The organism is Deltaproteobacteria bacterium, from assembly GCA_021737785.1.
In the GTDB taxonomy this organism is placed as follows: domain Bacteria; phylum Desulfobacterota; class DSM-4660; order Desulfatiglandales; family Desulfatiglandaceae; genus AUK324.
This window is the reverse complement of record JAIPDI010000025.1, coordinates 55,365-77,501: the sequence shown is the minus strand read 5'-3', so window position 1 is coordinate 77,501 and position 22,137 is coordinate 55,365. Positions and strand designations below refer to the sequence as shown.

Annotated in this window: 14 protein-coding genes; 11 read left to right on the top strand and 3 right to left on the bottom strand. The window is 54.7% G+C overall.

Annotated features, from left to right (window positions below):
• Positions 1-241: 241 nt before the first annotated feature.
• Entirely contained in the window at positions 242-1,066 is an 825-nt protein-coding gene (locus tag K9N21_13625; protein MCF8144950.1) for a class I SAM-dependent methyltransferase, read from the top strand.
• Between the two features lie 12 nt (positions 1,067-1,078).
• Positions 1,079-1,891: a phosphoadenosine phosphosulfate reductase family protein gene (locus K9N21_13620; GenBank protein ID MCF8144949.1), complete on the top strand. Its 813-nt coding sequence runs from the start codon at positions 1,079-1,081 to the stop codon at positions 1,889-1,891.
• A gap of 148 nt (positions 1,892-2,039) precedes the next feature.
• On the opposite strand, the gene K9N21_13615 is transcribed toward K9N21_13620, so the two are convergent.
• The 3 genes from K9N21_13615 to K9N21_13605 are packed head-to-tail and all read right to left on the bottom strand — an operon-like array spanning position 2,040 to position 8,680.
• Positions 2,040-3,044, bottom strand: coding sequence for a response regulator (locus K9N21_13615; protein MCF8144948.1), 1,005 nt, complete (start codon positions 3,042-3,044; stop codon positions 2,040-2,042).
• A gap of 27 nt (positions 3,045-3,071) precedes the next feature.
• Positions 3,072-6,509: a PAS domain S-box protein gene (locus tag K9N21_13610; GenBank protein MCF8144947.1), complete on the bottom strand. Its 3,438-nt coding sequence runs from the start codon at positions 6,507-6,509 to the stop codon at positions 3,072-3,074.
• An 11-nt stretch (positions 6,510-6,520) separates the two neighbouring features.
• On the bottom strand, positions 6,521-8,680 hold the full coding sequence (locus K9N21_13605; GenBank protein ID MCF8144946.1) for a hypothetical protein: 2,160 nt from the start codon (positions 8,678-8,680) through the stop codon (positions 6,521-6,523).
• A 594-nt stretch (positions 8,681-9,274) separates the two neighbouring features.
• Here K9N21_13605 and K9N21_13600 point away from each other — a divergent pair.
• From K9N21_13600 to K9N21_13560, 9 genes are all read left to right on the top strand, one after another.
• Positions 9,275-9,568 (top strand): ferredoxin family protein, encoded by a 294-nt coding sequence (locus K9N21_13600; GenBank protein MCF8144945.1) that lies wholly within the window; start codon positions 9,275-9,277, stop codon positions 9,566-9,568.
• Positions 9,565-10,710, top strand: a complete 1,146-nt coding sequence (locus K9N21_13595) for a 2-oxoacid:acceptor oxidoreductase subunit alpha (GenBank protein ID MCF8144944.1) — start codon at positions 9,565-9,567, stop codon at positions 10,708-10,710. Before K9N21_13600 ends, K9N21_13595 begins: the two co-directional genes overlap by 4 nt.
• 103 nt (positions 10,711-10,813) lie before the next feature.
• Positions 10,814-11,674, top strand: a complete 861-nt coding sequence (locus K9N21_13590) for a 2-oxoacid:ferredoxin oxidoreductase subunit beta (protein MCF8144943.1) — start codon at positions 10,814-10,816, stop codon at positions 11,672-11,674.
• Positions 11,671-12,267 carry a 2-oxoacid:acceptor oxidoreductase family protein gene (locus K9N21_13585; protein MCF8144942.1) on the top strand — a complete coding sequence of 199 codons (597 nt, stop codon included), beginning with the start codon at positions 11,671-11,673 and terminating at the stop codon, positions 12,265-12,267. Before K9N21_13590 ends, K9N21_13585 begins: the two co-directional genes overlap by 4 nt.
• Positions 12,268-12,269: 2 nt before the next feature.
• Positions 12,270-15,731, top strand: a complete 3,462-nt coding sequence (locus K9N21_13580; GenBank protein MCF8144941.1) for an FAD-dependent oxidoreductase — start codon at positions 12,270-12,272, stop codon at positions 15,729-15,731.
• 41 nt (positions 15,732-15,772) lie between these two features.
• Positions 15,773-17,356 (top strand): hydrogenase iron-sulfur subunit, encoded by a 1,584-nt coding sequence (locus K9N21_13575; protein MCF8144940.1) that lies wholly within the window; start codon positions 15,773-15,775, stop codon positions 17,354-17,356.
• A gap of 26 nt (positions 17,357-17,382) precedes the next feature.
• Positions 17,383-19,809 carry a hydrogenase iron-sulfur subunit gene (locus K9N21_13570; protein MCF8144939.1) on the top strand — a complete coding sequence of 809 codons (2,427 nt, stop codon included), beginning with the start codon at positions 17,383-17,385 and terminating at the stop codon, positions 19,807-19,809.
• Positions 19,810-20,024: 215 nt separating this feature from the next.
• Positions 20,025-21,263 (top strand): AmpG family muropeptide MFS transporter, encoded by a 1,239-nt coding sequence (locus tag K9N21_13565; GenBank protein ID MCF8144938.1) that lies wholly within the window; start codon positions 20,025-20,027, stop codon positions 21,261-21,263.
• A 191-nt stretch (positions 21,264-21,454) separates the two neighbouring features.
• Positions 21,455-22,108: a hypothetical protein gene (locus K9N21_13560; GenBank protein MCF8144937.1), complete on the top strand. Its 654-nt coding sequence runs from the start codon at positions 21,455-21,457 to the stop codon at positions 22,106-22,108.
• Positions 22,109-22,137: the final 29 nt, after the last annotated feature.

Genomic DNA, 22,137 nt, shown 5'->3' with positions numbered 1-22,137 from the left:
CCATAAAGCTAAGGGATCTTGTGAATGAGGCGCGACGAATTCCTACATGGGTTGAGGAAGCGCTCATGGCCGAGTGCGCAGTAGAAGGCCAAAGTGGGCTCGCGGCGGATCAGGAAGCTGAGAATACACGGGTGTATGAGGAAGGTAACACGTGGGTCAGATAAGGGGAAGTCTGAATTTCTTTTGTCTTTTAGGAATTCCGTGATAGGGTGCGGTGGGAAACTTCCCAGAGAGACATGATATGAGGAAAGAAGCTGCCTATCTCATGGAGAATCCGGACGAGGCGATCCGGCTCGACATAAAGACCGATCCCGATGCCGTTAGGAGGCAGGCGCAGCTCTGCGGTATCCGCGCCGGCGCACGGGTGCTGGATGCCGGCTGCGGGTCCGGAAAGACCACCGCGGTTCTCCACGACATGATCCAGCCGGGAGGGACCATTGTTGGCGTGGATTTCGCCCAGGACCGAATCAGCTTTGCGCAGAACAACTATGGGGGGGAGCCGGGCATCGAATTCCGCCTTATGGACCTGAGGGAGCCCTTGGACGAACTCGGGCAGTTCGATTTCGTCTGGATGCGATTCGTGCTGGAGCACTACCGGGAAGGGGCCCAGGACATTATCGCCACGGTAGCGGGCAGCCTCGCCCCGGAGGGAATCTTGTGCCTGCTGGATCTCGATTACAATTGCCTGAGCCACTATCCCATCAAGGCCGAGATGGAGAGGACCCTCCAGATACTTGTAAACAAGATGATGGAATCATACAATTTCGACCCTTACGTCGGCAGGAAGCTCTATGCCTATCTCTACGATCAAGCCTTCAGGGACATCGAGGTAAACATGATTCCCCACCATCTGATCTACGGCAACCTCAGAGACAGCGACGATTTCAACTGGATCAAGAAGGTCGAGATGGCATCGGTAAAAGCGCGCAAGAACTTCGAGGCCTATCCCGGGGGCTATGACGGGTTCCTGGAGGACTTCACTGCCTTCTTTCACGATCCGAGGCGGTTCACCTACACGCCGCTGATGATTTGCACAGGGAAAAAACCCGAGCCTAAAAGGTCATAAAGGAGAAGGTCTATGACGCTGGACTACGAAAAGTGGAAACAGGAACACGCACCGCTGCTGGCAACCTTCCCGCACAAAAAAGTGCTCATGCTGTTTACCGGGGGTAAAGACAGCTCCGTCATCCTATGGATGCTCCTGAAGGCATCCCGGGAATTCGGGTTTTCCTTTGAGACGAGCACGGGACGGTACCCGTTGCAGGTGTATCCGGATGCGGAGGTGGAAAAACTCGACACCTACTGGCGCAATCAGGGTGTGGAAATCAAGTGGCACGAAGTCGACGCCTCGGACGAACTACTTTCTAAGGCCCAACTCCGGGGAGAAAATCCTTGCCCCCTATGTCACAGCATGAAACGTACTCGCCTCTTAAGCCACCTAAAAGTCCTTGAGTATGAGTTGCGCGATATTGTTGTAATCTTGAGTTTTTCCCTGTGGGATTTGGTAAGCTACTCGATCGAGTACCTGGTTGAGGGTGTTTACAATGTGCAGAGCACGGCAGAGCATGAGCAAAGGATGCTGGTAACGTCCCATCGATTTTATCCTGTAACTCAGCTCAAGAACGGATTAACGGTCTTTAAGCCCCTGTTGAAGTATAACAATCAGGAAATTCTCCAGACAGTGACAAAACACGGACTTCCCCTCTCCCAGGTGGAGTGCCCCTTTAAACGATATACCCCAAAGAGGATCTTGTTCGACTATTACCAGCAGGTCAATGCATCTTTTGACTATAACCAGGTCTTCAGCTATGTTAGAAATTCCTTTCGGATTCATGAACTGGCCATGTCTAATGACATGAGCACCCCTGAATCCATCAAGGCCATATTGTGAGGCTCGCTTCAAAGCGCTGTGAGTCACCCAGGCATCAGCGTCAGGCTTATATTTTAATGTGATGATGCCCGAAGTTTAATGACTTATAATAAGCCAAGGTGGTTCACGTAAATCCCCCTCTTTGGTCCTCGGCAAGGGGAGAAAGCTATTATGCGCCTTCGGAAAATCGCTTAAGAATTTCGATAAATTCTCTCTCACACATCAAGAAGGCATCCGCCACCCGTGGATCGAAATGTTTTCCGCTTTCACTCTCGATGATCGCCTTGGCCACGTCATGTTTATAGGCATGCTTATAAATTCTCTTGCTGACGAGAGCGTCATAAACGTCGGCCAATGCCACGATACGTGCGGAAAGCGGAATTTCCTCTCCTTTTAGGCCATCAGGATACCCGGTGCCGTCAAATTTCTCATGATGAGACCGTGCGATATGAGCGCTCATACGGAGATAATCCGCCTTCGGATATTTCCCCAGGGCCTCGTGAAGGGTGTCAAATCCGATCTTGCTATGTCGTTTCATAACTTCAAATTCCCTATCATCGAGCCGGCCCGGCTTAAGCAATATATGATCGGGAATGCCTATTTTTCCGATGTCGTGCAGCGGACTTGTCAGAAAAATATTGTCCAGAAACAGCCCATCTATCTCTTCTGGAGGATTGTCCGATTTGGACAAGGCCAGGGCTAGGGTCTTGGAATAGTGTCTTATCCGTTCCAGGTGATGGCCTGTTTCCAAATCCCGTGACTCAACCAGCCTGGCCAGAGAGAAAATTACGATATCTCTGGTCTCAAAACTCGAGATTCGCTCTCCTGATCGTATCCTTACGGCCAGTTCTTCCTTAACAAAGGGCTTTGTGATGAAATCGTCCGCCCCTGCGTCCATACCCACAACAAGATCATTGACATCCTCTCTCGAGGTTACCATGATTAAGTAGATATATTGACTCCCTTCCGCCTCTCGAATTTTCCTGCAAAGCTCCAGCCCGTCCATGCGCGGCATCATCCAATCGGTAATCACCATCCTGGGCCTCTCACGCTTCCAGATTTCCCAACCCTCGAGTCCGTCATTGGCAATGAGCGTCTCATAACCCAAACTCGTGACGAGCAAGTCCATTTTTTTCCGGCTTACCAGTTCATCATCCACTATCAATATTTTCATAAGAGATGCTCAGATACTTTTCTCTATTTACAGGATGCTCGCTAATTTCTCCAATTCAGCAAGCTCTGTCTGGAGCCTTTCAAGGACGTCGATTCCCTGCTCCAATTCGCCTGATTTACCTATCTTTTCCAGCTCAAATGCGATCCTGGAAAGTTGGTCAGCCCTTAAATTAGCTGCCCCCCCCTTAATGGAGTGGGCCTCTCTCCTCACCCGTTCGGCATCTTGAGTCAGTAGGGCACGGCCGATGATCTTGATCTGCTCTTTGACATTTACCACAAAACCCTTTAAGACTTCCATCAAAAGCGCTTTATCACCCTCGAATTCATTCAAGGTCTTCTCAAAATCCATTGGAGTGCCTCTTTCAACCCTCGCATGCGGGATGGTTGTTTGGAGGTCGTCGGAGGTCTGAGGAAATCGTGATTCATGGCTCATTTCTAAACCGCTTTGTGTCTTGCGCTTAAGACTTGTGCCGCGGGCTTCGCTGTTGGCAAGGGCGCCGGTCCATTTATCCACCATGGCCAGAAAATGCTTTCCTGTCAATGGCTTGGAAAGATAATCATCCATGCCTGCTTCCAGGCATTCTTTCCGGTAGCCTTCCACGGCGTGTCCTGTCATGGCAATAATGGGGACCCTGTGGCTGGATGATCGGCCATGGATGATTGACAGTTGTCTCCCCGCGTTGCCGGCAATGGAGTGTTGATCGTCATCTGCCATATGATCAAATGGAAGCTGTCTGCTCCGGGCCTCAAGTTTCCTGATTTGGCGGGTCGCCTCATATCCGTCCATAACAGGCATCTGCACATCCATCAGGATGGCTCTGTATATATTTTGTTTAAATAGTTCCAACGCTTCGAGGCCGTTCTCCGCTAAATCCACATCATAACCAGCGGCCCTCAGGTGGCTCATTGCCACCTCCTGATTCGTTGGATAATCTTCCACCAGCAGTATCCTGGATGATTTTCTCAGGTCTTTTACATTCCCCTCATCGGCAAATTCTTCCGCTTCTCTTTTGATCCGGGCGGCCTCATCAATCGATTGTCTGGCTAACACCGCGGTAAACCAAAAATGACTTCCCGCCCCCACCTCACTCTCCACCCCGACCTCGCCCCCCATCATTTCCGCCAGTTGCTTGGATATGGTTATCCCAAGACCGGTTCCGCCATATTTTCTGGTGGTTGAACTGTCTGCCTGAGTAAAGCTTTCAAAGATGGCATCCCTTTTGTCCTCAGGTATGCCGATACCTGTATCCGTGACGGAGAAACGCAATTTGACCTGCTCGCCAAGATCTTCGGCCACGCTGATGTCAATCGTTATCCCCCCTTTTTCAGTGAATTTGAGGGCATTGGCCACAAGGTTTGTCAAAATCTGCCTCAGCCTCCCGGGATCGCCCGAGACACCGGTGGGAACCTCTGGCGCCATAGAGGCCCTGATTGCCAGACCTTTTTGGGTCGCCCTGTGTGCAAAGCTGTTCACCAGATAATCGACCATTTCCGATAGATCAAACGGGGTTTCCTCCAGTTCCAGCATTTCGGCCTCGATCTTTGAAAAGTCAAGGATATCATTGATGATCCCCAACAAAGCGTCCGATTCTGCGTGTAATGTCTCCAGAATTTTGCGCTGATTGCCATCCATCTCCGTTGCCATGGCTAATTCGGTCATGCCGATAATCCCGTTCAAAGGGGTCCGTATCTCATGGCTCATATTGGCCAAGAACCTGCTCTTTGCCCTGCTTGCAGCCTCTGCCGCCAATTTGGCCCGGCGCATCTCCTCCGTCTGTTTTTTCTCCGTTACATCCCTTACTACGCCCCTGAATCCGATCGGCTTTCCTTCCTGGTCGTTCATCAAGTAGGCAGAGATCTCGAGAGCCCTTTTTCCCCCGTCTTTTCTTACTATCTGGTAATCCATTATGGTAGCCGGCCTGCCGGTTCGAAATATTTCATTAAATATCCCAAACATCTTGGATGCGGTATCAGCATCCGTGTACGCTCTGTTGTTCATATTCCTCAGCTCGCCGTGAGCATACCCGAGGATTTTGCAAACCGAGTCATTGAAGAACGTAAGATTTCCGGAAAGATCGACCTCAAAGTAGCCCTCTTCGATGCTTTCAAGTATGGTCCGGTACTTCTCTTCGCTCGCCTGAAGCTTTTGGAATGAAATGGCGTTGGCCATACTTACGGCCGCCTGGGAGGCAACGCTCATCAGGAGATTCATATCGCTGGTGGTGAAGGTTCTTTTTGACCGTATGTTGTCCACGATAATAACGCCCAGGGATTTATGTTCGTACAGGATAGGGACGCAGATGAATGACTGCGTAAGCATTTGCCTGACAAACGCCCTGCTCTTTTCAGAAAGGGTCTTCTCTATCTCAGAGATGTCATTGACCAGAAACGGCTTTTGTTTTTTAAACGCCTCCGCGGCCGGCCCCCGTGAACGGGGGTTGTCCAGATGAAACCCTGTGGTTGTCAACACCTCTTCCATTCCAGGCTCATATCCGTAACCTCCCCTGTAGACAAGTCGCGTTTCTTGCTTGTTTGGGGTCATGATCATGCCGCGATCGAAATCAAGACGCTTTTCCATTACACGAACAACCGTTCTGATAAGCGCATCAATATCCAGGACTGACGAGATGGCCTGCCCGATCTCCTGAGCGAATATCGCATTGTTATAACGAATATTTGTCTCTTCCAGAAGGTCCTTGGCGGCATCACCCTGGGCCTTTACTGTATCTATCAGGGCTCTTTTTTCAAGGTACAGGCAGACAAAGGCAAACGAGACCGTTACAAGCCCTGCGACCAGAACAAAGAGACCCCATGCCTTTGGGTGTAGGATAAAAAAGAGTGCCGGAGTCGCCGTCATCCCAACCAAAAAGCCATAGTTCCTCAACTGCTTCCATATGTGGGCGGGGCTTCTTTCCCAGGTGACGATATAGTGGCAGCAATTATCTCCTTTATGAAAACAGGAAGGATGTTCCACCCTGGCGGGCGTTTTGTGCAAAAATTCCGCGATAGCCTCAAAGAAGCCGATCCGGTTGTCGCACTGGTGGGGCTTCTCAGCCACACCCTGTTTAGGGATGACGATGATTTCCACCTTGTTGGATTTGATCTTTTTTGCCTGGACATCCGCTCCGCGACTCAAGAGGGGATAAAGTTTTCCCATCAACAAATAAATAGATGTCAGGTTCATCAGGCCCAGAGTGTACTGTTTTGCGGCCCCAAGCCCTTCTGCTGACGCTGAGAACCGTCCGGCCTCTCTGGCAATATTGGGGTTCCCCGTTTCCAACTCCGCTCTCTTGTAAAAGCGATCTACCTGGTTTTGCGTAAACCAGTGGGCCCCATCCCGCACTTCAGAGGCGGTCATCCCTGCCAGGTCCAAAATAGGATCGATTGCTATGTCAGGATAATTTCTCTGGAGGTATTCGACGTAGGTCCTGATGATCCTGCTGTTGTATAGGGGATGGTTGTCCATGAGAGGGCCGTCTACCAATCCTTTATTCTGAATTTTCTTTTCATATATTGGACAAACTGATCAACGAAACGAGCATCATAGATCCACAATTGATAATGCTTTTCGAACGGGATATCCTTTGCCTGTGCATCGTCGGAAGGAAAAAACAATACGGATACCTTTTCCATGTGGTGGTTTATAAGCAGCTGTCCAATGGCTGTTGAAAGGACGGCCCAGGACGCGTGTTCCGGATTTACGAGCAACACCTTAATGCCATTGAGCAATTCAGAAAGATTGAACCCGAAATCCGATTGATTGACGATCAGGACAGCCGCAAGTTCTCCCTGATATTCAAGCGAATATGCCTTCCATTTCCTCAAAAAGCCAAGGCGTCCGTATGTTTCCTCCAAAGATTTGTCACTGTGGCTTTTCTGAACCATGCCGAGGGCGTCCATAAGGTGCCCACCCGAACGCTTGCGATAAAAGAGATTCAGTTTCCACAGATTCATCTCCGAGCACTCGTTGAGACACCACCCATTCGGGAGCTTGGTTATCAGTGGGATGGCCGTATAGGGCAGATAGCAAAAAAGGTCCATCGAGCACACCCCTACATTCTCTCGGGACCTGGCAAATCCACCGAATACCCTGTCCGGAAATTTGTTTTCAGGACGAAAATAAACCATCATATAATCTATCATGGTGGAGGGAAGCCGATGCATGTCGTTCAGATAGAGCACGATCTGTTTCAACACCGAAAAGCCGGCTCTTCTTCCTTCCAGGCTCCTTGCAGCATGATGATGAATCATCCAGGAACGCTCGTAGGCCCTTACCATTGAAATATGAGCAAAAAGCCGCCCATTTTTCTGGTAGACAAAATGCCTCGCAATCTCCGGGCTATTATTGTATAGCCTCTGATAGGTTTGCTTAAATTTCTCCTTTTGAGACTGGATAAGGCCGTATTTCTTGGGATAAATAAAGCCTGTGTCAAAAAAGAACTCCCAGAGTGCATCCATGTCCACCTTGTTGGAAATACGGGAATAAGGGTCTATCGAATTGGCCAGGATATGAACCAGACGGGTGTAGGAATCGATATTCATGTCGAGAATGGCAAAGCCCGAACGAATGCCTTTATCAGCTTCCTCCAAGCGATATACGACCTGGGCGGAACAGCCTATTCGTATGGCGCCGGCAAACTCAATGGTTAGCTCAGGGATGATCATTCCTTGTATGAGTAGCCCTTCATCCAACTTTTCATATACGGCAAATCCTGAAGTTGAAATATCCGAAATATCGAATTCAACAACCTTCCCCAAAAAAGGATGGATGAAATTAACAACAGGTGTCGTAAAGATACTCTCTGCCGGATTTCTGGTCTGCCTTCTGTCAGAGCGGTTGGCCTGATCATCACAGGGAGTCAGGACAACCTCTGTGAAGTATGGGCTTTCATGATGGCGGAGACAGGAACATAGGCCGGAAAACAGGAGATGCCCGTCTCTTCTTAAGTGCAACAGGGTCAGTATACCCTTGTGTGACCAGTCAAAGGCGCTGGAAGGGCTGCGGGACATACCAATACGGAATCCTTTGCCGCTGAAATCAAGCAATTCTCCCTTTATTAAGCGACCTCCCTTTATCACCTCAGCTTCTACTCCTATGGAAAGGTGCCTTTTTGTCTGTCGCTGATCGACAGCAAAACTTTCTTGAGGCAACTGGACGGTGAAGTCTTTCTTACCCACTCTCTGCAGGACGGCAGGAACAAATATTACCATTTGGGAATCATCTATAATAAGATTAAGGAATTCATATTTCGTGAAATCTGTTCCAGTGAAGCTATTCTCTGCAAAATGGCAGGTCAGCTCCGTGCCGAGGCAAGGCTTTGGCCTGATCTTTACAGTTACACTCTCATCATATTCGGGATGTCGTAGCTGTACGGAGAGACTCCCATCCATAAAATGAATGCGGTTGAGTATATTGGTCAGAGAGGTTCTATCAATTTTTTTGGCATTCCCAAAGGTGTGGACCAAGTCTTCATGGCGGAATAAACAGAGTGCGGGGGTAGATTCGTCTTCTGAAACAGTGTCGACCGAATTTCTATCGTTTACAAGAGCTCTTTTCTCTTCCAGTTCAACATTTGTTGAAGGATTCTGGGCATCCCCCTGAGTTACAGGAATTCTTATGGCTTTATTGCTCTCCATAAATTTGAGCTCCCATCGAGTATTATTTTTATCCGGGTTCAATCCTTTCGAACTGGTAAAAACCACAAACCCGCAATCAGTGCCAAGCTTATTCCGGAAGAAAAGAGATACACGGCCTACTTAGTGGACCCTCAGTCGTCAAGAAGCGAGTAGGGATACCGCACGTGTCAAATCGATTACGTACCAGATGCAAAGGTTGCAGATGCCAGGGTGGATAGACAAAAAAGACCATGACTATTTCACCTCATCCTAATCAAAAACTTTAATTGATTAATGCAAACATTTAAAGGAAAATGACAAAATAGTCAAGCTAAAACTGATGTGTGTAGCATTTGAATTTTTGGAGCTTGTTTTTTCTTGATTCGCGATAACCGAATAAAAATGAAACCTATGATACTCCCACCAAAGAGATGGACAATCAACAAGGCTTGAGAAAGGCTGATTTTTAGGACACCCCCATGAAAAATATTTCGGTCTCTCCCAGTTTTCCGACTGACCTATCTTTTATCTTGACACCAACGCCCAAAAACGTATAAACGATGAGCTTTGGAGTCTTAGAGTTGTTTAATTAAGTACTGATATGAGAGAAGGTCCATGGAATTCTGGCGGGTTCCGTTCGATTCGGAAGAGATTCAGATTACCACGGGTATTGTGTATATCCTGGAAGATCGATGCAAGGGATGTGGTTACTGCATCGAATTCTGCCCACGGCATGTCCTTGAATTTTCAACCCGGTTTAACGCCAAGGGCTATCATCCTCCGGCCGTCAAGAAGCCGGATGAGTGCGTGAACTGCCATTTCTGCGAGATCATCTGCCCGGAGTTTGCCATCTATTCGGTTGAAGCCCCCATGGATCCGTCCGCCCCGAAAGAAAGGGAGGCAGTATGAGACCGGCCGTCCTCACAGGCGAGCATTTCATGACCGGCGATGTAGCCTGCGCTGAGGGGGCTCTGGCCGCCGGCTGCCGGTTTTTCGGCGGATACCCGATCACCCCTGCCACGGAGATCGCCGAGCATATTTCGGGAAGGCTGCCGGAGGTGGGGGGAACTTTCATCCAGATGGAAGACGAGATCGCCGCCATCGGCTCTGTCATTGGGGCCTCCTGTGCGGGCGTCAAGAGCATGACCGCCACTTCGGGCCCCGGCTTCAGCCTCATGATGGAAAATCTGGGCCTGGCGATCTGTACGGAAACCCCGTGTGTTCTGGTCAATGTCCAACGGGCCGGGCCTTCCACTGGCCTTCCCACCCAGGGGGCCCAGGGGGATATGATGCAGGCCCGGTGGGGGTCCCACGGCCATTATGAGATCATCGCGCTGGCACCGTCCTCTCCCCAGGAAATCTTTTATCAGACGATCGATGCATTTAACCTGAGCGAGACCTACCGGATCCCCGTCCTGATTATGACCGATGAGATGATCGGTCACCTGAGCGAACGGGTGGTCATACCGGATGCGAAAACCATCCGGACGGTCTCAAGGCCCCGTCCAAAAGGGAGAAAGAACCGTTTCAATCCCTACGAACCGGGCCCCGACGGCATCGCCCCCATGGCCTCTGCGGGCGAGGGATATCATATTCATGTCACAGGGCTTACCCATGATCAGCGGGGCTATCCCGTAATGACCGTCGAGGCCCAGGAATGGATGATGGACCAGCTGGTGGGGAAGATTCAGCGGAATCTCGATGATATCATTCGGACGGAGGCCTACCGGATCGAGGATGCAGACATCGTGATCGTCTCTTACGGGGTTTCGGCACGAACCGCCCTGGCGGCCGTGGATGAGGCGCGGGAACAGGGAATCAAGGCGGGCCTCCTCCGGCTGATTACGGTATGGCCTTTCCCTGAGGCCCGGATACGTGAGCTGGCCAAGCGTATCAAGGGGTTCGTAACGGTGGAACTCAACCTGGGCCAGATTCACCTGGAAGTTGAAAGATGCGCCGCCGGAAAGGTCCCGTCTTTTTTGGTGGGGCATCCGGGGGGCACCATTATTCCGCCCGAACGCGTCATAGAAGCATTGAAAGACCTTTTTTAAATATGGGAGCGAAGAACATCGAACATTCAACATCGAATGATGAAGATTTATTATTTCATTCACTCAAGGCACTTTAAGCACCTTTTATGATCCAGGAATACCTATGAACCCCCCCAAAAAACAGGACAGGCACCCTTTAGATGATCTCCTCCGGACCGACCGGATCCCCCATATCTGGTGTCCCGGATGCGGTATCGGTACGGCGTTTTCCGCCTGTCTGACCGCCATGAAGAAAAGCGGCATCGACCTCGAAAAAACGGTCATGGTTTCAGGGATCGGCTGCTCAGGGAGGGGCGCCGGCTATGTGGATCTGGATTCCTATCACACCACCCACGGGAGGGCCATACCGTTTGCCACCGGCATGAAATTGGCAAATCCCGAACTCAATGTGGTGGTGTTCAGCGGCGACGGAGACCTCTTCGCCATAGGCGGCAACCATTTCATCCACGCGGCCCGGCGCAATGTGGACCTCACGGTGGTGTGCGTCAACAATTTTAATTACGGAATGACAGGAGGTCAGGCGGCGGCCACCACGCCTTTGTTGGCCAGGACCACCACCACGCCTGCGGGCAATCCGGATGCCCCGTTTAACCTCCCCCTCCTGGCCTTTGCATGCGGGGCCAGCTATGTGGCCAGGTGGACGATTCTCCATGCCCGCGATCTTATGGAATCCATCGAGGAGGCCCTTTTGAACAGGGGATTTTCCTTTGTTGAAGTCCTTTCCCCCTGCCCGATCAATTACGGCCGGAGAAATAAGGAAAAGGCCATCGATTCCATGAAGATCTACCAGGAACGAACCATCATCCGGAACGACGCCCAACCGTGGGAGCTGGATATCGATTTTGACAAGAAGATCATCCTGGGCAAATTCATTGAAACCGAACGTCCCACCTGTACCGACAGATACGATAACATATGCCGACCCAAAGAGTTGCTGGAACAAGTGAAGGGCCCGAAGCAATGACTCAACAGAAGACGGATGCCCGAAGGCAGGAGATTGTGTTTACCGGGTTCGGCGGCCAGGGAATTGTACTGGCAGGCCGTATCCTCGGCAAGGCCGCGGTCATCGGAGACCACCGACAGAGCACCCTGGTCCAGGCCTACGGGCCCGAGGCCCGGGGCGGAGCGTGCAGCGCCCAGGTAATCATCGCCGATCAGGCCATCCATTACCCCTATGTGAGGAGGCCGGATGTCCTGGTATGCATGTCCCAGGCCGGATTTGACAAGTTTATAGATCAGATGAAAGAGGGGGGGACCCTGCTGATAGACAAGGATCTGGTTCAGCCCAAGGGGGTTTCAGGAGATTTTTTCTCGATCCCCTCCTCACGCATGGCCGAAGAGCTGGGAAGGATCATGATGGCCAACATCATCATGCTGGGGTTTTTTACCGCTGTCACGGGGGCCGTCTCTGTGGAAGCGGCCCGCGATGCGGTGACGAAATCTGTGCCCAAAGGAACCGGGGAAATGAACGCAACTGCCTTCAACAAAGGCTGTGATTACGGACTGGCCGTGCTCAAGGGACGGGAGAAGAAGGCCAGAGGGAAGGCAGGAGCCTGATCATGACGCGCCCGAAAGACCGTCTGCACAGGGTTATTGTCATCGGTGCCACGCCCGCAGGGATCGCTGCCACCAGCAAATTGGGCGAGCTGGGAATTCCCGTCATCCTGGTGGACACGGATCCCGATCTGGACCAAAAACTGGCCCATGAAGAATGGCGATTGGCCTCCGGCGTACCGCTCAATTTCGCATACCGGTCCGGACTCATCCGGATCCTGCGCAATCCCCGCATTCGCTGCGTCCTGCCGGCCAAGGTTCTCTCTCTCAAGCACACCCCCCAGGGGTTCCGCGCCAGAATCAAAACCTCCCAGACGTATATCGACCCTAACCAATGCGTCTTGTGCGGCCGGTGTGCGGCGGTCTGTCCGGTATCCCTCCCGGACGGGGGGAAGCCGTTACGATTTGCCGGCAGGCAGTCCCTTCCGGGGAGACCGGTCATTGAAAAGAGCCGTCAGCCGCAGTGCCAGACTGAATGCCCCCTGGGGGTCAATGCCCAGGCCTACATCGCCCTCACACGCGTCGGCCGGTACCAGGAGGCCCTCGATGTGGTCAGAAGAGACAATGTCCTCCCCGGAATCTGTGGAAGGGTGTGCACCCATCCCTGCGAAGCGGCCTGCCGACGGGGAGAACTGGATGAACCCCTTGCCATCAGAGATATCAAACGGTTTGTAGCGGATTACGAGAAAAGCCACGCCAGCGCCCCGTCGATCAAGACCACCCCTGCGAGAGAAGAAAAGATCGCCGTGGTCGGTTCAGGGCCGGCCGGACTGGCCGCTGCCGCTGATCTGGCCCGGATGGGATACCCGGTGACTGTTTTTGAAAAGGAAACCGAAGCAGGCGGCCTGCTCCGGTACGGGATCGGCCCGCACCGTCTTCCGAGAGATATCCTGGATTACGACCTCGAATACGTCAGAAGGTCAGGGGTTGAAATGGTTACCTCCCATGAGGTGAATGTCTTCCAGTCCCTGGACCGATTGAGGGAAGATTTCGAGGCCGTGATACTGACCGTAGGATCCTGGACAGACAGGAAACTGGGGGTGCCGGGAGAGGACCTTGAAGGGGTCGAAGGATGCCTCGCTGCCCTGAACCGGCTCTACCGTGAAGGGCTTGACACCCGGGGTGAGGCAAGACAGCAGGAAGCGCTGCAGGGAGAGGCGTTGGCCGTCATCGGCGACGGGAATGCCGCCTTTGATACCGCCCGGACCATGAAGCGTCTGGGCGCCGATGTCACCATTATTTCGTGGTTTTCCCAAGACCAGATACCGGCAGACAGAGAAGAGGTCAAGCAGGCCAAGGAAGAGGGCATCGCCATCGTGGATCAGACCCAGGTGACGGCCTTTTCCGGCCGCAACGGAAGGCTGACCCATCTAACCTGCCGGTCCACACAACCGGGCCCCCCTGATGCCAACGGCATTGCATGGCCGGTCATGGTTCCCGCGTCAGAGCCTTTTGAGCTCAATTTCTCCAGGGTCATTGTGGCCATCGGCCAGGCAGGCGCCTTTCCCGCCCCGACCGAATCCAGTGGAAAGGGAGACCCTGCCGGGCTTCGGACCACACCTTACGGCTTCCTGGAGGCTGATGAAGCCGGACGCACGAATATGGACGGCGTCTATGCGGCAGGCGATGCAGTGACAGGTCCCTCCAGTGTGGTCCAGTCCATGGCCTCGGGCAGGGCGGTCGCCCGTTCGGTGCATACGGCCCTCAGCAAAGAAGAGATCCCGCTGAATGGCTCATCGAGACCCGAAGCCCGGGAGTATCTTCAGATCCCCGAAGACATCCCCTCTCTTGCCCGGCCCACCATGGCTGAGAGACAACCGGCCATCAGAAAAGATAACTTCTTGGAGGTGGCCCTGGGTCTGAGCGAATCCCAGGTCATATCGGAGGCCGAACGGTGCCTCCAGTGCGGGATCTGTTCCGAATGCCTCCTCTGCACCGAGGCCTGCGGCTCTTTGAGTGCCATTCAGCACCAGCAACAGGCGGAAGAGGGGGTGGAGCATGCAGGGGTGGTGATTATCGCCGACCCGGAAGCAGCGCCCGCGGTCAAAGGAGAAGATGTACTCAGGGCCTATGGTCCCAAGGCCGCCAAATCGGATGTAAATGCCATGATTGTCCGTGGCTTTGCCGCTGCGGCCCAGGCCATGGTATTGTTGGGCGGGACCTCCCAGCGACCGAGAGGCCGCGGCGTCTCATTCCTCCCCCCGGACCCGGACCTGTCCCCTGAGATCCGCATGGGCGTCTTCGTATGCCGGTGCAATGATGCCTTCGGCTGGATAGACGAGATGAATCCATATGTCGAGGCCCTGACGCAAAGAGAGGAAATCGTCCACGCCGAGGTCATGCCCGCTGCATGCGTCGTGGAAGGGACGTCCGGCATTCTGCGGGCGATCCGTGAAAAGGGGTTGACCCGGGTGGTCCTTGCGTCGTGTGTGTGCTGCCCCCTCGACTTCGTATGCAGTGCCTGCACAGATCAACGCAGTCGATTGAAGGACGCCCTCTTCCATGGGACAGGCGTCAGCCGCGCCATGGTGGAGACCTGCAATCTGAGGGGCGAGGCCCTCCGGTATCTGGCACATGACCGGGATGCGGCCATGGAACGGTTTTCCGGACTGATCGACCGATCCATCAGCAGGGCCAGGACCCTGCGGCCCCTGCCGGCCCCGGTAAGAATATACAATTTTGCCACCGCAGTCATCGGCGAGTCTGAAGCCGCTGTCAGCAGTGCCCAGACATTGGCCTCTGCCGGGCTTGAGGTGTTTTTGTTCGGGACCCGTGAAAAACCGCTGTCAACGGAACTGGCCCATCCGAACATCCACTGTTTCGAGGGGTCCAGGGTCAACGGCATGAGCGGCAACCTGGGCAATTTTCAGATATTTGTCGAGACCGACGGGTTTTCTCAGGTGATGCAGGTGGGGGCCATCATCTTAGGAAACAAGGCGAGAGCGCTGATCCCCTACATTCCCCAGGAGGGTCTCCCGAGCATCATGCTGTCGCCGTCCATGCAAAAGAGCGACCTCTCGGGAATTCCCTTTGCCTATCCCGGTGCCACCCCCATCGCGGGACTGTTCAAGGCCTATCCCTCGGGGATTCCCGTGTCTCAACGAAGGGCCGGCGCTGCGGCCGCCGCCCTTGCCGCCGCCATCATGCCCCGGGGGCCGAGACAGAGCAAGGGATTCACTGTGGTGGTGGACGAAGATCGTTGCCGGGGCTGCGGCCGCTGCACTCGTATCTGCCCCTACCAGGCCGTGACCCTCCACGAGAACACCGTGGGCGGGTGGGTGGCAAAGGTGGACGAGGCCCTCTGTAAGGGGTGCGGCAACTGCATCTCGGTATGCCCGTCGAATGCCGCTGACAGCCCATACAGAAATCAGGGGTATCTGGAAGAACTGCTGAGTGCGGTACTTTTCCGGCCCTCGCTGGGGACCGGATCAACGGATCAGGACCTGCACGAAACCCTGAGCCCGTGAACGTCTGTCAATGAACGAAAATGGGGAAATGAAACACATCCATGAAAGAATTTAATATCATCCTCTTTATGTGCAACTGGGGCCCCCATGCGGCATTTCAGACGCTTCAGGATACGGCCGCCCTAATTCCGGACGAGATCAAGATGGTCCGGATTCCGTGCGTGGGAAGGATCAGTAAGGCCCTCCTGCTCAGGTGTTTTGAAATGGGGACCCACGGCGTGGCCCTGGTGGGGTGTCGGCCCGGTTCATGCCGGTATGGAACAGGATCGTCCAATGCGCAGGGTCATGTGGAAGATACCCGGGGAATCCTGGAGCTGCTGGGCCTTGGAAAGGATCGCCTTCGTCTGGCCACCTTTCTCCCCGATGAACCGGAACGGCTCCTGTCGTTTCTCCAGGACTTCTCAGCGGAAATACGGGAAATGGGTCCCAGTTTAGTGGTCCCTTCAGAAGAAAGCATCCTGGAAACTGAAGGTGAAGACAGGGTTAAGGACATCGTATCCGCCCACGATGTCTATGCCTGTCAGGACTGCGGGAAGTGCTCCTCCGCCTGCCCCCTGACCCTCGCAGGGAAGCCCTTTTCTCCGAGGGGGATCGTCGGCGAGGTGATTGCCGGGCATATCGACGACCCCGCGGTCCAGAAGGACATCTGGTCATGTCTCACTTGCGGGCTCTGTTATGACCGGTGCCCGTCGGCAGTCAATTTTGCCGAGTTCATCCGCGATCTTCGCCATTACCTGGCAACGAGAGGCTCAAACAGCTACGCGGCCCACGGGGGATTTTTTCAATCCCTGATGCGGACCATGACATCGGAAGAACTCCCGATCAGACACTGGGACTGGCTCCCCAAAGACATTCGGACGGATCCGGACAGCAAGGTCCTTTTTTTCGGAGGATGCGCCCCTTATTTTGATATCTTTTTCAGGACCCATCTGGGGGTCAAAACCCGCAACACACTGGTGGACAGCCTGCGGCTTCTCAATTTCTTCGACATCCATCCGGCCCTTCTCCAGGATGAGCGCTGCTGCGGTCACGACCTCCTCTGGTCCGGCGATCAGGAGAACTTTTTGAAGCTGGCGCAGTTGAATGTGCGCGCCCTTCAGGACATGGGGGTTGAAGAGGTCATCACGGCCTGCCCCGAGTGTTATCACACCCTTGCCAGGGACTATCCTCGGCAGGGCGTGGATCCGGGGTTCAAGGTCACCCACATCTTTGATCTGATCGAAAAAGAGATCGACAAGGGGGCCGTGAGTTTCAAGGAACTGGACAGGAAACTGACCTTTCAGGATCCCTGTCGACTGAGCCGCCTTGAAAATCGGTCGGATCTCCCGAGGAAACTGATCCGGCGGCTGAATCCTGTATCGTTCGACGAGATGGCGGATCATGGCGCCAGCGCCATCTGCTGCGGAAACAGCGCCTGGATCGGGTGCGATGCATTCAGCAAGGCCCTTCAGGTCAAACGCATCCGGCAGGCCCATGAAACAGGAAGCGATCTGTTGGTCACGGCCTGTCCCAAGTGTCAGATCCATCTCCGCTGCGCCATGGAGGACCCGTTTTTGGGCGAGGCGCTTCAGATGGAAATGATGGACGTCACCAGCGTCCTGGCCCAGACCATCGAATGGGAGTAAAGGGATTTCGGGAGAAAGAGGAAACAATGGAAGCAAGTGTGCTTGACAATGAGACGCAACCTTCGGCTGAAAGCCCCCGCATCGGGGTCTATGTCTGTCACTGCGGACTCAATATCGCCCAGACGGTGGACTGCCGGAAGGTGGCCGAATCGGCCGCACTTCTGAGCGATGTGATCGTCTCCAAAGATATCGGCTACGCCTGTTCAGAGCCCGGACAGCAACAGATGAAGGATGATATTAAGGAGTATGAACTGGACCGGGTGGTGGTGGCATCCTGTTCCCCGCGGCTGCACGAACCCACCTTCAGACAGATGCTCCAGTCGGCCGGACTCAATCCCTATCTCCTGGAGATGGCCAATCTACGGGAGCAGTGCAGCTGGGTCCACATGAAGGATCCCGAGGGGGCCACACAAAAGGCCCGGGACCTGGTCAAGATGGCCGTATCGCGGATACGGCTCCTTGAGGCGCTCCATGAGGACACCCTTCCCCTGACCAAGAGGACCCTGGTGATCGGAGCCGGCGTGGCCGGGATCCAGGCGGCCCTCGACCTTGCAGACAACGGCTACGACGTGGTCCTAGTGGAAAAACTGCCCAGCATCGGCGGGGTCATGGCCCAGCTGGACAAAACCTTTCCCACCATGGACTGTTCCATCTGAATACTGGGGCCCAAGATGACGGATGTCGGTCGACATCCCCGGATCACCCTCTACACCCTCAGCGACGTGGTCGATGTCAAGGGCTATGTCGGCAATTTTGATGTCAGGATACTGAAAAAGGCCCGCTACGTGAATGAAAAGGAATGCACGGCATGCGGGGAATGCGCCAAGGTCTGCCCGGTGGTGCGTCCGGATGAGTTCAACCTGGGCCTCTCCTCCCGGCGGGCCATTTTCTCCCCATTTCCCCAGGCCGTTCCTTCGGCCTATGTCATCAACATCGCCGAGTGCCTCGGTCACAATCCCGTGGTCTGCGCCAAGTGCGTGGACGCCTGCGACAAGGGGTGCATCGATTTTCACATGTCCGACGAAGAGATCGTCGAGACCGTAGGCTCCATAGTGGTGGCCACCGGCCTGGAGGTCTACGACCCTACTGAGATGGATGAATACGCCTATGCCCGGTTTCCGAACGTGGTCACCAGCCTTGAATTGGAACGGCTCATCAATGCCGGTGGACCGACCGGAGGAGAGGTCCTTCGGCCCACAGACCGAAAACCGCCCCGGTCCATCGGGTTTGTGCAGTGCGTGGGGTCCCGTTCCGCCAAAAAGGGAGGAAGCTACTGCTCCAATATCTGCTGCATGAACACGGTGAAGAGCACCCTCATGCTCAAAGAGCACTATCCCGACATGGACCTCAAGGTCTTTTACATCGACATACGGGCCTTTGGAAAGGGCTTTGAAGACCTCTACACGCGAAGCCGGCGCTTGGGGGTGCATTATCTCAGGGGGCTTCCGGGAACCGTGGAAGAAGGACCGGACAAGAGCCTGAAGGTATCGGTGGAAAACACGGCCACCGGCAAACTCGAAACCCATTCTCTAGATATGCTGGTCCTGGCCCTGGGGATCAAACCGGCCTCCAGCACCCAGCGGCTTCAGGAGATGCTGGGACTCCAGCTTACCCCGGACGGGTTCTTCTTGGAGGCCCATCCCAAGCTCCAGCCGGTAGACGCTGCCACCCGGGGCGTCTTCTACGCCGGATGTGCGGAAAGCCCCAAGGACATCAAGGAGAGCGTGACCCAGGCCTCGGCCGCCGCGGCACGGGCCATCCGACTCATGCACAAGGGGGAGATCACCACCGAGCCGATCACCTCCATGGTGGTGGCGGAGGCATGCAAGTCGTGCGGCAAGTGCGCGGAGGTCTGCCCTTACAACGCCATCACCGTGGATGTCAAGCGGAAGACCCCGGCTGTGGTCAATACCGCCGCCTGCGCCGGATGCGGCACCTGCGCGGCAGAGTGTCCCTTCGACGCCATTGTCATGAATCATTTCACCGATGACCAGATCCTTAATCAGGTCCATGCCCTCCTGGAAGAGGACCCCAAGGAAAAGGTCCTGGCCTTTGCCTGCAACTGGTGCTCCTATGCCGGGGCCGACTTTGCCGGGGTGTCCAGGCTCCAGTACCCTCCCAACGTGCGGCTCATCCGGACCATGTGCTCGGGAAGGGTCGATGAAAAGTTCATCTGGGAGGGCTTTAAGATGGGGGCGCCCGTGATCCTGGTGAGCGGGTGCCATATCGGCGACTGCCATTATATCGACGCCAATCACTGGACCGAAAAGCGGGTCGCAAAAATACACAAAAAGATGGCAAAGCTGGGAATGCGGCCCGAACGGCTCCAACTGGAATGGATCAGTGCGGCCGAGGGGATCCGCTTTGCCGAGGTCATGAAACGGATGGAGTCATTGAGGGACGCCGTATCCCTTGAGGAGATCGCCGAAACAGTGCAGATACTCACGGAATGATTGGCGATTGATGATTGTTGATTGACGATTGAGTGAAAACCTCGTCAAACCCGGCGCCTCCTGTGGCTAAACCTTCAATCCCGACAGGAGCGTCAGTCTGTCAACTCAACGACCCAACTCATTGAACACGTTATTAAGAAAACCGAGCCCATATTTTTTGCTTCTCTGCTGCCTTTCAATCAACAATCTGCAATCATCCATCATCAATCCAATACATGTCCCCTGACGATCGCAAACCCCTGCTGAAAACCGTGTTCAGCCACCGCATGTTCGTGGCCCTCATCATGGGCTTTTCCTGCGGCATGCCCCTTCTGTTGACCATCACCGTCCTTCAGGCCTGGATGCAGGAGGAAGGGGTGGACCTGACCGTCATCGGCTTGATGGCCCTGGTGGGCCTCCCCTATACGGTCAAATTCCTCTGGGCCCCCTTTCTGGACCGATATACCCTCCCTTTCCTGGGCCGGAGGCGGGGGTGGCTCCTCACGGCCCAAGTGGCCCTGGCCCTGGCCATCGCAGCGATGGCCCTGACCAATCCGGGCGCCAACCCCTGGATGGTGGCCGTGGCCGCATTTCTGGTCACCTTTTTCAGCGCCTCCCAGGATATCGTGGTGGACGCCTACCGGCGGGAGGACCTCTCGGACGCGGAACTGGGACTGGGCTCGTCCCTCTACGTGAACGGCTATAGGCTGGGCATGCTCCTGGCGTCCGGGGGCGGGCTCATCCTGGCGGACCACATCCCCTTTGCCTCGGTCTACCTCATCATGGCCGGCGGCATGCTGCCGGGGATCCTGACCACCCTCATGGCCCCGGAACCCCCGCTCCCGCCCGGGGCCCCCAGGCGTCTTCGGGAGGCGGTCATCGATCCCCTGACCGAGTATTTCAGCAGGGAAGGGGCCCTCTGGATACTGGCCTTCATCCTCCTCTACAAGATCGGCGATACCATGGCCAGCGCCATGACCACCCCCTTTTATCTCGACATCGGATTCACCAAGACCGAGATCGGGGCCGTGGTCAAGCTCTTCGGCTTCTGGGCCACGGTGGTGGGGAGCCTGATCGGCGGGGTGATCATGCTCAGGCTCGGGATCAACCGGTCCCTCTGGATCTTCGGCGTGCTTCAGGCCGTATCCACGGCCGGGTTTGCCCTCCTGGCCCGCGTCGGGCACAGCGTCCCGCTCCTTTCCGGGGTCATCGCCTTTGAGAACCTGAGCGGCGGCATGGGGACTGCGGCCTATGTGGCCTTCATGGCCAGCATCACCAACAAACGCTTCACCGCCACCCAGTATGCCCTCCTGAGCAGTCTTATGGGCGTTCCGAGGGTGATAGCCTCGGCCCCCACCGGCTTTCTGGCAAAACACTTTGGCTGGGAAGGCTTTTTCATCGCCTGCACCCTCATCGCCGCCCCGGGCATGCTCCTCCTCCTCAAGTTCGCCCCTTGGCGACCATCCTCCCGCTGACCCGAGCTTCCGACCCGGCAGGTCTCTCACAGAGCCCTCAGAATGCTTCGAATCCACAAAAACGCATGGTTGTTTATGCGGCCCGCACCATCAAGAGAATTGACTGAACAGACGGAACATGTCATATATGTTCTGAAAATTTCTGCCGTCTTTCTGAAACAACCGGCTGTTTGTCCTGAAGGGAGGATCCCGTGACGCACGCATCCGAACTGGCCCTTCAACACTTGAGAGACCTGTCCACACTCAAGTGGTATGTCATCCCTCTGCTGGCCGTTGTGTTCTATATTTACGCGCGGGAAATCAAGGCGGCGCGGTCATCGGGCAACTGGGATGCGGTCTATGCCGGGCTGACCCTGTTCGGCATGGATTTTATCAACGAGACCTGGAACGGCTGGGTGCTTCACTTTACCCAGCATTCCGCCTGCTGGACCGTGCCCGGCGAAACGGCCCTCCGGACCATGGTGGGCTGGAACATCGAGATCATGTTCATGTTCGCCATTGCCGGCATCATCTATTATCACACCCTGTCGGAGGACCCGGCCGAAAGAATCTTGGGAATCCCCAATCGATGGTTCTGGGCCATCGGCTATGCAGCGTTCTGCGTGTTCGTGGAATGCGCGCTCAATAAGGGAGGTCTCCTGGTCTGGGAATACCCCTGGTGGAACCGCAGCTTCGGCGGGATCTGGCTCATCTTCTTCTTCGGCTACTTCCACTTTTACGTGGCCACCATTCTGGTCCTCTCCCTCAGGTCCCACACGGCCAAAATTGCCGTTGTGACGTGCCTTTACCTCACGGCCGTAATCGCCAATATCATCTGTCTGGGATTCCTGGGATGGGTTTATTGAAAGGAGTTGATTATGCCTGAAAAGCAACC